Genomic DNA, 14,673 nt, shown 5'->3' with positions numbered 1-14,673 from the left:
ATCCCCCGAGAGCAATTTCACCGATAGTACTATCGGTGAAAATCCGCACAAGTGCCGCGGGAGAATCGTTACGAGGGGAGGGGATCGATGACGGACACACCGCTGACCAGAAGCGAGGCTAAGGATCTGACCAGGCGCCGGCTCATCCGCGCCGCGCTGGCGATCCTGGACGAGGAGGGCGAGGCGGGCCTGTCCACGGTCAAGGTCGCCAAGGCCGCCGGGATCGCGCAGTCCAGCTTCTACGTGCACTTCAAGGACATGCAGGAGCTGCTGCGGGTGCTCGCGGACGAGGGCGGCGAGCGGCTGTTCGAGGCCATGCGCGCGGCCCGCCGCAAGGCCCGCGAGGCCCCCGACGACCTCGAACGGCACCGCGACACGTTCCGCATCCCGCTGGTCGCCATCTGCCGTCACCCCGAGCTGCTGCGCATCCAGCTCAGAGCCAGGTACGACCCCTCGTCCTCGCTGCGCGACTTCGCCGTGGCCACGGCGGCGGCCCACCGCGAGCACCACGCCGCCGACCTGGCCGCGCTCGGCTACACCGCCGACGACGAACGCGACCGGCGGCGGCTGGAGATGATCGCGGAGGGGATCAACGCGGCCACCAACGCGCTGGCCATGGGGCACCTGGAGGGGCGCTACCCCGACCTGGACGAGGCCGCCGACATCCTGACGGCCCTGTCCCGCGGCGCCCTCCGGCTGCTGCGCAGCACGTCGGCGAAGACCACCCCCGCGGAGGCGGACGTGATCAGTGAGCCTCCCGCACGATCCTGACCGCCCCGGCCGGCACCGTCAGTGAGCCGTCCACCGGCGTGCCGTCCAGCGTCGTGCCCTTGACCGCCACGGTCGCCTCGGCCGCCGTGTGGTTGACGGCGAACAGGAAGGAGCGGCCGTCGGGGTGCGAGCGCCGTACCAGCTCCAGCCCCGGGTTGGTGTAGCTGGGGGTGAGCCGGGGCGGAGCGCCGGATGGCCGCCGTAGCGCCGGCCGAGCTGCCCGGCTACAGCCGGCGTCCGTCGGCGTCCACGGGCAGCGCCTCGGGGTGGCGCTGCCCGAACCACGGCGGCGGGGCGGCGGTCGGCGTGGACAGGTAGGCCCGGATGCCGGCGTCGCGCCTCAGAGTCTCACATCGGCGGCGAGTACCGACACCTCCTCCGCGCTCAGCCTGCCGTCCGCGACGACCGTGACCACCCGCCGGGTCAGCGTGCCCTCCACGACCAGCGGCGTGTCCCAGGCCAGCGCCTGGCCCACGCCCGGATACTCCTCGACCCGGACGAACCACGGGTCGTCGTCCGCCTGGACGAAGATCAGCGTCCAGTCGCGGCCTTCCGGCGTGCGGCCCGACAGGGCGATCCACGGCTCCCGGCTGCCGTGCACCGCCCGCTCGTCGCCGGGGAGCGTGGTGCGGGCGTGGGAGGTGCCGGGGGCGCGCCAGAAGAAGCCGCCGTAACCGGCGCCCGCCCGGCCCTTGGTGGCCGAGCTCTGGATCGTCAGCGGGGCATCGGTGAGGTTGGTGAGCGTGAACGCGAAGTCCAGCGCCCAGGCGGCTCCCGCAGGTGGTTCCGCGGCGTCCGGCGTCCAGGCCGTCCCGATCGGGCGGGCCGTGACCGTGCGTTCCTCGCGGGCCATCAGGCCGGTGGGCCCGATCCACTCCACCTGCTCGGCGAAGCCGCCGTCCTCCAGCCTGGTGAACGCCACGTGCCGCTGCCGGCCGTGATCCGCCAGCCAGGCCGGCCCCTGGTCCTTGACGTACGTGCGCCCGCCCCAGAAGTTCGCCCCGCCGAGGTCGGAGATCGCCACGCCGACGCCCAGGTGGTGCACGTGGTCCTCAGGGCGGACCTCGCTCACCTCCACGCCGCCGAGCGTGCGCACCCCGTGCAGGTAGGGGCGGGGCGAGTCGGTGGCGGGCAGGTCCGGACTCCAGTCGTAGGCGGCCACCTCCCGGCCCGACACCAGCAGCTCCACCCGCGTCCACGCCGCGCCCAGCTCCGAGTAGAGCGCCAGCTCCCTGGCGCTGAGGTCGGTCAGCCCGACCACGCCGGGCAGCACCCGGCCGGTCACCTCGCCCGTCTCGTCCCGGTGCACGATCTGGTGCCGCTCGGGGATCGGCACCGGTTCAGGGGCCAGCCGGATCGCGTCCAGCACGCGGGTGAACCGTTCGGTGCCGGCCAGCGGCACCAGCAGCTCCGCGCCCGTGCGCGCGTGGTCGATGAGGTTCTCCAGCAGGCCCGTCCGCTCGTACGTGGTCGTCGTGACCGAGCCGTCCGCCCGTTCCACCGTGAGCCGGTCCTGCGTGTAGTGAAGCGTGGCGTGGCCCTCGTCGCCGTGCACGGTCACGTACGGCTCGTGCCGCGGCTGCTCGTCGGGCGCGCACAACGTCACCGCGATCGTGATCGTCAGCCCGTCCTCCAGCCGGACGCGCAGGCAGGAGGTGTCGTCCGACTCGATCGGGTTCGCGTGGTAGAGCTCGGTCTCGATCTCCGCGATCGGAGCGTCGGAGATGGCCAGCGCGGTCGCGACGGCGTGCGCGAACGGGTTCGTCAGCGCGCCGTCCATCACGTCCACGCCGTTCAGCCGGCGCCGGCCCGCCCAGGGGGAGCGGGTGAAGTAGGAGGCGGGACGCGCCCAGGCGCCCGCGCCGCCGATGCCGCGCACCCGGCCGAGCGCGCCGCTCGCGATCAGCTCGCGCAGCGCCTGGACGGCCGTCGAACCGAGCGACTGGAACCCGACCTGGCAGGCCAGCCCGGTCTCCGCGACCGCCGCGGCGATCCTGCGGTGCTCGTCGGGGCTCGGCGCCGGCGGCTTCTCCAGCAGCACGTGCGAGCCGGCCCGCAGCGCGGTCACCGCGAGGTCGGCGTGCGTGTCGATCGGCGTGCAGACGATGGTGAACTCCGCGCCCGTCTTGGCGATCAGCTCGCCCAGGTCGGACGACTGCGGCGGCGCGGCGAAGTCCACCGCCACGGGCCGCAGGTCGCAGATCCCGGCCAGCGTGATCAGCCCGCGCCCGCTCAGCTCGCGCAGGATGCCCAGATGGTGCTGCCCGTGCCCCTGGGCTCCGGCCAGCACGACCTTCGCCGGCGTCATGACGACCACCTCAGCCCGAGCCCGGCCCCGCCGCTCGCCCGCAGCACACCGCCGGAGATCTCCACCGGGTACGGCTCCGCCAGCAGCCCCAGCCGCCCGAACGAGGCGTCCTCCACGTCCTCCACCATCGACGGCAGCGGCAGGGCCAGGGCGAGCTGCCCCGACACCTCGCTCAGCAGGTGCGGATAGACCGGCACGTCGTAGGTCCTGGCCAGCTCCGCGATCCGCAGGAACGGCGTGATGCCGCCGACCCGCACCACGTTCGGCTGGACCACGTCGCACGCGCCCGCCGCCAGCAGGTCGCGGAAGCCGTACGTGGTGTAGACGTTCTCGCCCACCGCGATCGGCACGTCGACGGAGCGGCGCAGCTCCACGTGCCCGGCGACGTCGTCGGCGGGCAGCGGCTCCTCGATCCAGTGCGGGTCGAACTCCCGCAGCGCGGCCAGCGCCCGCCGCGCCCTGTGCAGGTCCCAGCGCTGGTTCGCGTCGATCATCAGCAGCCGGTCGGGGCCGATCACCGCGCGCACCGCGGCCACCCGGGCCATGTCCTCGGCCAGGTCGGGCCGGCCCACCTTGATCTTGACGCCCCGGTAGCCGGCCGCGACCCAGCGCCCGGCCTGCTCGACCAGCTCCTCCAGCGAGTAGTGCAGGTTGACGCCGCTGCCGTACACGGGCAGCTCGTCGCGCCGGCGGCCGAGCACGTCGGGCAGCGCCTCGCCGCCGCAGCGCAGGTCCCACAGCGCCAGGTCGACGCCGGCCAGCGCGACCGTGGTGATCCCGCCGGGGCCCGCCTCGCGCAGGTGCCGCCACAGGCGGTCCCACACCACCTCGGGGTGGGCGGGCAGCCCGATCAGCGCCTCGCGCAGGTCGTGGTCGAGCAGCGCCCGCACCGCGTGCGCGCCGATCTGCGGCGTCCACGAGAACCCGGTGCCAGTCCGCCCGTCGGCGAGCGTGACGTGGGTGACGATCACGTGGTTGGCCGGCACGTCCGCGCCCCACGGGCGCGGCAGCGCCGCGGTGCGCAGCTCGGTACGCAGGTCCGCGATCGTCATGACGCCACCCGTTCCAGCCCGGTCTTGATCAGCGCCTCCAGCTCCTCCAGGTGCTCGCCGCTCACCTCCACCAGGGGCGGGCGTACGGCGCCCACGTCCAGGCCGCGCAGCCGGACGCCGGCCTTGACCAGCGAGACGGGGTAGCCGGGGACCTTGCCACGCAGGCGGACGAGCGGGGCGTAGAACTCGGTGAGCAGCCGCTCCTCGCCGTTCAGGTAGGCCAGGGCGATCTCGGGCGCGAAGGCGAACACCGCGCTGGAGTACAACTCGACCCCGAGGCCCCGGTAGGCGGGCATGGTCAGCTCGGCCGTCGGCAGCCCGTTGAAGAACAGGAAGTCCGGGTACGACTCGCGTACGGCGAGCACGATGCGCTGCATCCGGTCGATGTCGCCCACGCCGTCCTTGAGCCCGATCACCCCGGGCAGACCCGCCAGCGCGACCGCGGCCTCCGGTTCGAGCACCACCGAGCCGCGCTGGTAGATGATCACCGGCAGCACCTCGGCCACCGCCCGCACGTACGCCTCGAAGCCGTGCCCCGGCCCCTGGGCCAGGTACGGCGGCATCAGCAGCAGCCCGTCCGCGCCGGCCTGCCTGGCGGCCCGCGCCTGGTTCAGCGCGGCGCCGAGCGGCCCGCCCGCGCCCGCGAACACCGGCACCCGGCCCGCCACGACCTCGGTGGCCACCCGTACCGCCCGGGCGTGCTCGGACTCCGACAGCGCGGAGAACTCGCCCGTGCCGCAGGCCGCGAACACGCCGCCCGGACCGTGCTCCATCCCGCGCCGCACGTGCTCGGCCAGCACCTCCTCGGCGAGCGCGCCGCCGGCGTCGAAGGGGGTCACGGGAAAGAACAGCACACCGCTGAGATTCACGGAATCTCCTTGAGAATAGAAACCCCGGCCTTGTGGGCGGGACGGAAAGTCGGACATGTGCCGTTGGAACCCTCGCGGGAGGCCGGACAGGTGCCGCCGAATCCCCTCACGGGTGGCTGTGCGGGTCGGCCGCCCCGAGGAGAGGGGAATCGTCCTTCAGCTCGGTCCGCCAGCTGCGCTTGGGCTGCCAGCCGAGCAGGCGCTCCGCCTTGGCGGTCGAGAAGGCGGGCGCGGTGCCGGTGAGCCCGGCCGCGAACGGCTCGGTGCCGGGCACGACCTGGGGGAGCAGGTCGGCCAGCGGCTTCCTGGCCAGCGCGTCGGCGGCGCCGGCGAAGAAGATCTCGCCGTTCGGCAGCTCGGGCAGCGCCTCGCTGAGCACGCCGATCATCTCGGCGGCGTCGCGCGAGTCGATGTAGTTGAACAGCGACACCCCGCCCAGCTCGGGCCGGTCGAGCCGCTCCCGCACCGTGTGGCCGGCCTGCGTCGGCGCGCCCGCCCACTCCTCGGGCGGGATCACGAAGCACGGCCGCACCGCGGCCAGCTTCGTCTTCCCCGCGCGGGCGAAGGCCCGCATCGTCTGCTCGGCGGTCACCTTCGACAAGTTGTACGCGTTCCACGGCAGAACGGGATGTTCCTCGTCGATCGGCAGGTACTGCGGCGCCCAGCCGCCCGGCGCGCCGTACCCCATGACGGTGGGACTGCTGGCCACCACCACGCCGGGCACGCCCAGGGCCACCGACGCCTCGCACACGTTGAACGCGAGCCGGGTGTTGACCTTGAAGATGACCGATTCGGGGTAACTGAACGGGGTGGCGATCGCGGCGAGGTGGATCACCGACTCCGGCCGGAACCTGGCGATCACCTCGAACGTCTCACCCGTGTCGGTGAGATCGGCCGGTAACGTGACGGCCGCCTCCGCCGGAGTGCCCGGGGCGCGGTCCACGCCGATGACCTCGTGCCCGGCCGCCGCGAGCGTGCTGACCACGCTGCGGCCGAGGCGTCCTGCGCTTCCGGTGACGAGGACTCTGCTCACCGTGAGGGGCTCCTTCAAGACTGCAAACAGTTGCACTAAACCTTCGGGTCAGCAAGGGTGAGGCGTCAAGAGGTGATTTCGTCACCGGCCGTCTAGCTGGGGGTTCCCGGCGAGGTCGGGCGGCAAGCGCTTTCACCGACTTCCCAGTGTCTGCAAGCGGTTGCGTTAGGGTGTGCGACGTGACAGTGACGATTCGTGATGTGGCCAGAGCGTCCGGGGTCCATGTGTCGACCGTGTCCCGGACCTTCTCCGCGCCCCACATGGTGAACGCCGCCACCCGCTCCAGGGTGCTCACGGTGGCCGAGGAACTGGGGTACCGGCCCAACCGGGCGGCCAGGGCGCTCACGACCGGGCGCACCCACAATCTCGGCCTGATCGTGGCCGACATCGCCAACCCGTTCTTCCCGCCGCTGATCAAGGCGGCCCACGCGGCGGCCCGCCAGCGCGACTACCACCTGTTCGTGGCCGACACCGACGAGGAGCCGGCCGCGGAGGAGGAGCTGGTGCAGGCGTTCTCCAAGCAGGTGGACGGCGTGGTGCTGTGCAGCCCGCGCTCGTCCAACAAGGCGCTCGAACGGCTGGCCGAGCGGGTGCCGTTCGTGGTGATCAACCGGCGGCTGCGCGGCGCGGCCACCGTGCTGATGGACGTGGGTCACGGCGCCAGGCTGGCGGTCGAGCACCTGGCCGGGCTCGGCCACACCCGGGTCGCGCTGGTGTCGGGGCCGGCCGGCTCCTGGACGAGCGCCGAGATCAGGACGGCCGCCGAGCAGGTGCCGGGCGTCGATCTCGTCGTCGTCGGCCCCAACGCGCCCACCGAGCGCGGCGGGTACGCCGCGGCGGCCCGCCTGCGGGACTCGGGGGTGACCGGCGTGCTGGCCTACAACGACCTGGTGGCGATCGGCCTCATCGAGGGGCTCGGCGACCTCGGGCTGAGCGTGCCGGGGGACGTCAGCGTGGTGGGCATCGACGATATCGTTCCCGGGCGGCTGAACCGGCCGAAGCTCACCACGGTCGCCATGCCCACGGCCGCCGCCGGGCGGCTGGCGGTCGATCTGCTCATCCAGGAGGTGTCGGCCACCACGTCGCTGGAGACCCGCCTCGTCATCAGGGACTCCACCGCGGCTCCACGATAGCGGGCTCTGCAAACGGTTGTACTAAATCGGATCGTAACTCATCTGACTTATTGGCGGGACAGGCGTGCTAGCAGGGGAAACGCGGTCGCGATATATCGGTAACGGCTATGTAACGTCTGCAAAGGGTTGACGGAACTTTCCTGCCAGCTATAGGAAAGCGCTATCCATTCGCTTATTGCCGGAAGGTCCGTGATGACTGAAGTTTCGGTGGCGAGCGGGCCGGCAGGTGGCGGCCACCGATCCACGCAACGGTCCCGCCGTGAGGCACGGGCCGCCTATCTCTTCCTGGCGCCCTGGTTCGTCGGCCTGCTCGTCATCACGATCGGCCCGATCTTCGCCTCGCTCTACCTGTCGTTCACCGACTACAGCCTCCTGGAGGAGGCCAAGTGGGTCGGGCTCGACAACTACACCAAGATGTTCACCGAGGATCCGCGGTTCCTGAACTCGCTCCAGGTGACCACGATCTACGTGATCGTCTCGGTGCCGCTGCAGCTGGCCTTCGCCCTCGCGCTGGCCCTGGTGCTCGACCGCGGGCTGCGCGGACTGCCCATCTACCGCTCGATCTTCTACCTGCCCTCGCTGCTCGGCGGCAGCGTCGCGATCGCGATCCTGTGGCGCAAGGTCTTCGGCGCCGACGGCCTGGTCAACGCGGTGCTGTCGGTCTTCGGCATCCAGGGGACTGGCTGGGTGGGTCACCCGGACTACGCGCTGGGCACGCTGATCCTCCTGCACGTGTGGACGTTCGGCGCGCCGATGATCATCTTCCTGGCCGGGCTGCGGCAGATCCCCAGCAGCTACTACGAGGCCGCCGCCGTGGACGGGGCCGGCGCGCTGCGCCAGTTCCGCTCCATCACGCTGCCGCTGCTGACACCGATCATCTTCTTCAACCTCGTGCTGGAGCTCATCAAGTCGTTCCAGTCGTTCACCCAGGCGTTCATCGTGAGCGGCGGCAGGGGCGGCCCGGCCGACTCCACCCTGTTCTACACGCTCTACCTCTATCTCCAGGGGTTCAAGAACTACGACATGGGCTACGCCGCCGCGATGGCCTGGGTCCTGCTGCTGATCATCGCCGGGCTGACCGGGGTGAACTTCCTCGCTTCCAAGTATTGGGTCTTCTATGGCGACACGAAGTAGGCCGATCCCGGTGCTGTTCCGCCCGCTCAACGGCGGACCCGTGGTCAAGCACATTCTGCTGATCGGCTTCGGCCTGGTCATGCTCTATCCGCTGCTCTGGATGATCTCCAGTTCGCTCAAGCCGGAAGAGCTCATCTTCCGTGAGCCGGGACTGTGGCCGAGCCAGGTCACGACCGAGAACTACACCGAGGGCTGGTACGCGCTCAAGCACCCCTTCGGCTACTACCTGTGGAACTCCGCGGTGATCACCGTGCTGTCGGTGGTGGCGAACCTGGTGGCCTGCTCGCTGGCGGCCTACGCCTTCGCCCGGCTGAACTTCCCGCTGAAGAAGCTCTGGTTCGCGATCATGCTCGGTACGATCATGCTGCCGTACCACGTGACGATCGTGCCGCAGTACATCATGTTCTCGAAGCTCGACCTGATCAACACGATCTGGCCGCTGGTCATGCCCAAGATCCTGGCCACCGACGCGTTCTTCATCTTCCTCATGGTGCAGTTCATCCGCACGCTGCCGCGGGAGCTGGACGAGGCGGCGGAGATCGACGGCGCCGGCTACTGGCGCATCTTCATCAGGGTCGTCATGCCGCTGTGCATGCCGGCGCTGGCCACCACGGCGATCTTCACGTTCATCTGGACGTGGAACGACTTCCTCAGCCAGCTGCTGTATCTCAACAATCCCGATAATTTCACCGTACCGGTAGCGTTGCGCACGTTCCTGGACGCCAGCAGCGACTCGTCGTGGGGCCCGATGTTCGCCATGTCGATCATCGCGCTCGGCCCCATCTTCGGGTTCTTCCTGGCAGGCCAGAAATACCTGATCCGTGGTGTGGCGACCACGGGCCTGAAGTAGTTCGTCCACCCCCCAACAGAGAACATCCCCCTAGGAGGTAGAGCCGTGAGCTCTGGCAAGAAGATGTGGTCGGCGGCCCTGCTCGCCACCGCTGTGCTGGCGGTCACCGCGGCCTGCGGCAGCGGCGGTGGCGGCGGCGGCGAGACCGCCGACGGCAAGATCAAGCTGCGCTTCTCCTACTGGGGCAGCGACGCGCGGCAGAAGATGACCGAGGAGGCCATCAAGAAGTTCGAGGCGAAGAACCCGACGATCGACGTCGAGGGCGAGTTCTCGGACTGGGCCAGCTACTACGAGACGCTGTCCACGAAGGTCGCCGGCAGTGACGCGCCGGACGTCATGAGCCTGGAGATCCGCGGCCTGCGCGAGTACGCCGAGCGCGGCACCCTGGCCGACCTGGCCAGCAAGGTCAACACCGCCGACGTCGACGCGAAGGTGCTGACCACCGGCGCCATCGACGGCAAGCAGTTCGCCATCCCCACCGGCGTCAACGCCTTCTCGCTGCTGGTCAACAAGTCGCTGGTCGAGCAGGCCAAGGCGGAGCTGCCCGACGACAAGCAGTGGACCTGGGACGACTACATCGCCCTGTCCAACAAGGTCACCTCCGGCAGCGGCGGCAAGATCACCGGCACGCAGCTCAGCTGGAACCCGGCCTACCTGCAGATCTACGCCACGCAGAAGGGCGAGCAGTTCTACGCGGGCAACAAGCTCGGCCTGACGCCGGAGACCATCAAGGAATGGTGGTCGATCATGCAGAACCTGATCAAGGGCAAGGGCGCGCCCGACGCGGCCAAGAGCTCCGAGATCGGCGCCACCAGCATCGACCAGTCGCTGCTCGGCACCAACACCGGCGCGATGGGCATGTGGTGGAGCAACCAGCTCGGCGCGGCGGCCAAGGCCTCGGGCTCGGAGCTCGACCTGCTGCGGATGCCGAAGATCAAGGGTGCCACCTCCGGCGGCATGTTCCTGCAGCCGGCCATGTTCTACAGCGCCTCGTCCAAGTCCGAGCACGCCGCCGAGGCGGCCAAGTTCATCGACTACATGATCAACGACCCCGAGGCGGGCGCGATCATCCTGAGCGACCGCGGCCTGCCCGCCAGCTCCAAGGTGCTCGCGGCGGTCAAGGACAAGCTGCCGGACGCCGACAAGAAGACGCTGGCCTTCCTCGACGAGGCCAAGGGCGAGCTCACCGACCCGCCCGCCGCGCCGCCGAAGGGCGCCAGCGCCATGGAGGACATCCTCACGCGCTACTCCGAGGAGGTCATGTTCGGCCGGATGACCCCCGACGACGCCGCGCAGAAGTTCATCACGGAGGCCAACGCCTCCATCGCCGGTTGATAGGAGAAGCATGAGGTACGCGTTCGTCGGGCTCGGGCACCGCGCGCAGATGTACGTCGACGCGCTGCTCGGGGAGTGGCGCGACGCCGGCACCATCGTCGCCCTGTGCGACGTGAACCGAACCCGCATGGACTACTACGCCGAGCGGATCGGTCATGAGGTGCCGCGCTTCGCGCCCGCGGAGTTCGGCAAGGCGCTCGAGCTCGCCGACGCGGTCATCGTCACCACCGTCGACGCCACGCACGCCACGTACGTGTGCGCGGCGCTCGACGCCGGGCGTGATGTCATCGTGGAGAAGCCGCTCACGATCGACGCCGACGGTTGCGCGGCCATCGCCGCGGCCGCCGAGCGCAGCTCCGGCAGGCTGATCGTGACCTTCAACTACCGTTACTCGCCGCGCAACTCCGCCGTGCGCCGTCTGCTGATGGAGGGCGCGATCGGCGAGGTGACCTCGGTGCACTTCGAGTGGATGCTGGACACCATCCACGGCGCCGACTACTTCCGCCGCTGGCACCGCGGCCGGGCCAACTCCGGCGGGCTGCTGGTGCACAAGTCCACCCACCACTTCGACCTGATGAACTGGTGGCTCGGCTCGGCGCCGGAGATGGTCTTCGCGCAGACCGGGCTGCGTTTCTACGGCGCCGACAACGCCAGGAAGCGCGGTCTGGGCGAGCGTCCGGAGCGGGCCCAGGGCGCGCCGGGGCTGGGCACGGACCCGTACCTGCTGGACATCTCCAAGGACGAGCGGCTGCGGCGCCTCTATCTGGAGGCCGAGCACGAGGACGGCTACGTCCGCGACCAGGACGTCTTCGGCGAGGGCATCGACATCGACGACAACATGTCGGTGATGGTCCGCTACGCCAACCGCGCCGTCATGACCTACTCCCTGCACGCCCACTCCCCGTGGGAGGGCTACCGGGTGGCCTTCAACGGCACGGCCGGGCGGCTGGAGCTGGACGTGGTGGAGCGGGAGTGGACGCCCCAGCACGCCGCCATCGACCCGAGCGCGGCCGCCAAGGAGCACGCGACCGGCTCCTCGGAGCGGCTCATGCTGCGCCGGCACTGGAGCGAGCCGGAGGAGGTGCCCATCGAGACCGGGGCCGGCGGGCACGGCGGCGGCGACCGGCTGCTGCTGAACGACGTCTTCCGCGGCCCCGACGGCGACCCGCTGGCCCGGCAGGCCGGCTACCGCGACGGCATCCGCAGCGTGCTGACCGGCCACGCGGCCAACGTCTCCGCCCGGACCGGGGCTCCCGTGCACCTCACGGACGGCGGTACGCGTGTTCGCTGAGCTGGAAGGGGTCGCGCGCACGCAGCTCGGCCTCTATCCCAGCCTGCCGGGGCCGGAGCTGGCCGCGGCGGCGCGCGAGGCCGCCGGGGTGCTCGACCTCGTGGCGGCCGACGTGCGGGTCGAGCGCACCTGGACCGCGGACGGCCTGGACGGCGAGGAGCTCTCGTGGTCGGTGGGCTTCGGGCCGCGCACCCGCGCGTACCTGCTCAAGCCGGCCGGCGCGAGTGGCCCGCTGCCCGGCGTGGTGGCGCTGCACTGCCACGCGGGGATGAAGTGGGCCGGCAAGGAGAAGATCGCGGACGGGCCCGAGGGGCCGTCGCCCGAGGTGCGGCGGCTGCGGGAGGAGATCTACGGCGGGCGCGCCTTCGCCGGCGAGCTGGCCCGGCGCGGATTCGCGGTGCTGGCCCACGACGTGTTCGTGTGGGGCAGCCGCCGCTTCCCGCTGGACGTCCCGGACGGGCCGCTCAGCGAGGCCGACCGCTACGACCGGGCCGCCAGGGAGCACGAGCACGTCGTGGCCAAGCACTGCGCGGCGCTCGGCACCTCGTTCACCGGCGTCGTCGCGGGCGAGGACCTCGCGGCGGCGGCCTACCTGCGCTCGCGGCCCGACGTGAGCGTGGTCGGCTGCGCGGGCCTGTCGGGCGGCGGGCTGAGGGCCGCGCTGCTCGGCGCGTTCGACCCCGGCATCAGAGCGGTCGTGATCGCCGCGATGATGTCCTGCTTCCGGGACATGCTCGGCGGGCACGTCGAGAAGCACACCTGGATGTTGTGGCCGCCCGGCCTGCCGCGGCTCGGCGACTACCCCGACCTGGCTGCCGCGCGCGCCCCCCGGCCGCTCATGGTCCAGTACGCCATCCGCGACGAGCTCTTCCCCGAGGACGGCATGCGCCGCGCCCACACCATCATCGGCGACCGGTACGCGCAGGCTCCAGACGCCTACGCGGCGGTCTTCGCCGACGTGCCGCACAGCTTCGACGTGCCCATGCAGGAGCGGGCCTTCGACTGGCTGGGCGAGCACCTGAAGGGCTGACCGCCGCCCGTTCCTGCCACGGGCGGCGGTCGTCCGCTCAGTTCCCCTGCTTCCAGGTGGCGATCAGCTTGTCGTAGTCGACCGTCTCCGGCTTGCCGCGCTCGTCGGCCAGCTTCGGCGCGGGCGCGCCCGGCTGGTCGAACCAGTACTGGGCGGGGCGCTCCTGGTTGAGCTTGGGCGCGCACTGGCCGCCGTACCCCTGCCGCTCGCGCGACAGGCGCTCCAGGCGGGCCAGGATGTCGTCCTGCTGCTTGGCCAGGTTGTCCATCGACTGCTGCGGCGTGGTCTCACCGGTCACGGCGGTGGCCACGTTCTGCCACCACAGCTGCGCCAGCTTCGGGTAGTCGGGCACGTTCGTGCCGGTCGGCGTCCACTGCACGCGGGCCGGCGAGCCGTAGAACTCGATCAGGCCGCCGTACTTCTCGGCATTGTCGGCGAAGTAGTCGCTCTTGATGTCCGACTCGCGGATGAAGGTCAGGCCGGTGATCGACTTCTTCAGCGAGACCGTCTTCGACGTGACGAACTGCGCGTACAGCCAGGCCGCGGCCCTGCGGTCCTGCGGGGTGTTCTTCAGCAGCGTCCACGAGCCGGCGTCCTGGTAGCCCAGCTTGTTGCCGTCCTTCCAGTACGCGCCGTGCGGGCTCGGCGCGATGCGCCACTTGGGCGTGCCGTCGCCGTTGACGACCGGCAGCCCCTCCTTGGTCATGTCGGCGGTGAACGAGGTGTACCAGAAGATCTGCTGGGCGACGGCGCCCTGGGCGGGGACGGGGCCCGCCTCGCTGAAGTTCATGCCCGCGGCCTCCCTGGGCGCGTACTTCTTCAGCCAGTCCACGTACTTGGTGAGCGCGTAGACCGCGGCCGGGCCGTTGGTGTCGCCGCCGCGGGTCACCGAGGAGCCGACCGGGCGGCAGTTCTCCACCCTGATGCCCCAGTCGTCCACCGGCAGTCCGTTGGGGATGCCGGGGTCGCCGTTGCCCGCCATGGACAGCCAGGCGTCGGTGAAGCGCCAGCCCAGCGACGGGTCCTTGCGGCCGTAGTCCATGTGGCCGTAGACCTTCTTGCCGTCGATGGTGCCGTCGCCGTTGACCTTGGTGGTGAAGAACTCGGCGATGTCCTCGTAGGCCGCCCAGTTGACCGGGACGCCGAGGTCGTAGCCGTACGCGGCCTTGAACTGCTTCTTGATCTCCGGGTCGGTGAACCAGTCGTAGCGGAACCAGTAGAGGTTCGCGAACTGCTGGTCGGGGAGCTGGTAGATCTTCTTGTCCGGGCCGGTGGTGAAGCTGATCCCGATGAAGTCGTCCAGGTCGAGCGTGGGGGAGGTGACGTTCTTGCCCTCCCCGGCCATGTAGTCCGACAGCGGCACCACGTAGTCGCCGCGCGAGTGGGTGCCGATCAGGTCGGAGTCGTTGACGTAGGCGTCGTAGATGTTCTGGTCGCCCTGGATCTGCGTCTGCAGCTTCTCGACGACGTCGCCCTCCTGGATCAGGTCGTGCTTGATCTTGATCCCGGTGATCTCGGCGAACGCCTTGGCGAGCTGCTGCGACTCGTACTCGTGCGTGGTGATCGTCTCGGAGACGACGTTGATCTGCATGCCCCGGTACGGCGCCGCGGCCTTGATGAACCAGTCCATCTCCGCGAGCTGCTGCTCCTTGGACAGCGTGCTCGGGGTGAACTGCTCCGTCACCCATCTCTGGGCCGCGGCCCTGCCGTCGGCCTCCTTGAAGTCGCTGGTGGGCTTGTCCGCGCCCTGGGTGCAGCCTGCCGCTAACAGGACGAGCACTGTCAGACCTGCGGCCGCGGACCTGCCTGCCCGATGCCTCATCGTTCCGCTCCTCTTCTGTCGGCCTCACATGCCTGTCAGCCCCGA

At 70.5% G+C, this 14,673-nt stretch carries 14 protein-coding genes; 7 read left to right on the top strand and 7 right to left on the bottom strand.

Annotation, left to right across the window (positions count from 1 at the left end; all coding sequences use genetic code 11):
• The first annotated feature begins 87 nt into the window (after positions 1-87).
• Entirely contained in the window at positions 88-771 is a 684-nt protein-coding gene (locus OIE67_RS38570; RefSeq protein WP_326629776.1) for a TetR/AcrR family transcriptional regulator, read from the top strand.
• Here OIE67_RS38570 and OIE67_RS55630 read toward each other — a convergent pair.
• The 6 genes from OIE67_RS55630 to OIE67_RS38545 form a co-directional block, all read right to left on the bottom strand.
• Complete coding sequence (locus tag OIE67_RS55630; RefSeq protein WP_364662578.1) at positions 746-877, bottom strand: Beta-galactosidase C-terminal domain; 132 nt, start codon at positions 875-877, stop codon at positions 746-748. The genes OIE67_RS38570 and OIE67_RS55630 overlap by 26 nt on opposite strands.
• Positions 878-995: 118 nt before the next feature.
• The gene (locus OIE67_RS38565) at positions 996-1,085 is read right to left on the bottom strand and encodes a beta-galactosidase (RefSeq protein ID WP_326645604.1); all 90 of its coding nucleotides are present in this window, start codon (positions 1,083-1,085) and stop codon (positions 996-998) included.
• A gap of 26 nt (positions 1,086-1,111) precedes the next feature.
• A complete protein-coding gene (locus OIE67_RS38560; protein WP_326629774.1) occupies positions 1,112-3,079 on the bottom strand; it encodes a DUF6807 family protein in 1,968 nt (655 codons plus the stop codon).
• Positions 3,076-4,131, bottom strand: a complete 1,056-nt coding sequence (locus OIE67_RS38555) for a mandelate racemase/muconate lactonizing enzyme family protein (protein WP_326629772.1) — start codon at positions 4,129-4,131, stop codon at positions 3,076-3,078. Before OIE67_RS38555 ends, OIE67_RS38560 begins: the two co-directional genes overlap by 4 nt.
• On the bottom strand, positions 4,128-5,000 hold the full coding sequence (locus tag OIE67_RS38550; RefSeq protein ID WP_326629771.1) for a 5-dehydro-4-deoxyglucarate dehydratase: 873 nt from the start codon (positions 4,998-5,000) through the stop codon (positions 4,128-4,130). Before OIE67_RS38550 ends, OIE67_RS38555 begins: the two co-directional genes overlap by 4 nt.
• Before the next feature lie 106 nt (positions 5,001-5,106).
• Positions 5,107-6,033 (bottom strand): NAD-dependent epimerase/dehydratase family protein, encoded by a 927-nt coding sequence (locus OIE67_RS38545; RefSeq protein WP_326629769.1) that lies wholly within the window; start codon positions 6,031-6,033, stop codon positions 5,107-5,109.
• Between the two features lie 179 nt (positions 6,034-6,212).
• On the opposite strand from OIE67_RS38545, the gene OIE67_RS38540 reads away from it, so the two are divergent.
• The 6 genes from OIE67_RS38540 to OIE67_RS38515 all read left to right on the top strand — a co-directional run bounded on the left by OIE67_RS38540 (position 6,213) and on the right by OIE67_RS38515 (position 12,806).
• A complete protein-coding gene (locus OIE67_RS38540) occupies positions 6,213-7,166 on the top strand; it encodes a LacI family DNA-binding transcriptional regulator (protein ID WP_326629767.1) in 954 nt (317 codons plus the stop codon).
• Between the two features lie 192 nt (positions 7,167-7,358).
• Positions 7,359-8,300 carry a carbohydrate ABC transporter permease gene (locus OIE67_RS38535; RefSeq protein WP_106252322.1) on the top strand — a complete coding sequence of 314 codons (942 nt, stop codon included), beginning with the start codon at positions 7,359-7,361 and terminating at the stop codon, positions 8,298-8,300.
• A complete protein-coding gene (locus tag OIE67_RS38530; protein WP_106252324.1) occupies positions 8,284-9,150 on the top strand; it encodes a carbohydrate ABC transporter permease in 867 nt (288 codons plus the stop codon). The genes OIE67_RS38535 and OIE67_RS38530 overlap by 17 nt, the downstream gene beginning before the upstream one ends.
• A gap of 45 nt (positions 9,151-9,195) precedes the next feature.
• Positions 9,196-10,485, top strand: coding sequence for an extracellular solute-binding protein (locus tag OIE67_RS38525; RefSeq protein WP_326629763.1), 1,290 nt, complete (start codon positions 9,196-9,198; stop codon positions 10,483-10,485).
• A 10-nt stretch (positions 10,486-10,495) separates the two neighbouring features.
• Positions 10,496-11,776, top strand: coding sequence for a Gfo/Idh/MocA family protein (locus tag OIE67_RS38520; RefSeq protein WP_326629761.1), 1,281 nt, complete (start codon positions 10,496-10,498; stop codon positions 11,774-11,776).
• Complete coding sequence (locus tag OIE67_RS38515) at positions 11,766-12,806, top strand: dienelactone hydrolase family protein (RefSeq protein ID WP_326629759.1); 1,041 nt, start codon at positions 11,766-11,768, stop codon at positions 12,804-12,806. Before OIE67_RS38520 ends, OIE67_RS38515 begins: the two co-directional genes overlap by 11 nt.
• Positions 12,807-12,843: 37 nt before the next feature.
• On the opposite strand, the gene OIE67_RS38510 is transcribed toward OIE67_RS38515, so the two are convergent.
• Positions 12,844-14,628, bottom strand: a complete 1,785-nt coding sequence (locus OIE67_RS38510; RefSeq protein ID WP_326629757.1) for an ABC transporter substrate-binding protein — start codon at positions 14,626-14,628, stop codon at positions 12,844-12,846.
• Positions 14,629-14,673 lie beyond the last annotated feature (45 nt).

The organism is Nonomuraea fuscirosea (assembly GCF_035917475.1).
GTDB classification, from domain to species: Bacteria; Actinomycetota; Actinomycetes; order Streptosporangiales; family Streptosporangiaceae; genus Nonomuraea; species Nonomuraea fuscirosea.
Note: the sequence above shows the minus strand (reverse complement) of the source record. Positions and strands in the feature narration are given on the sequence as shown.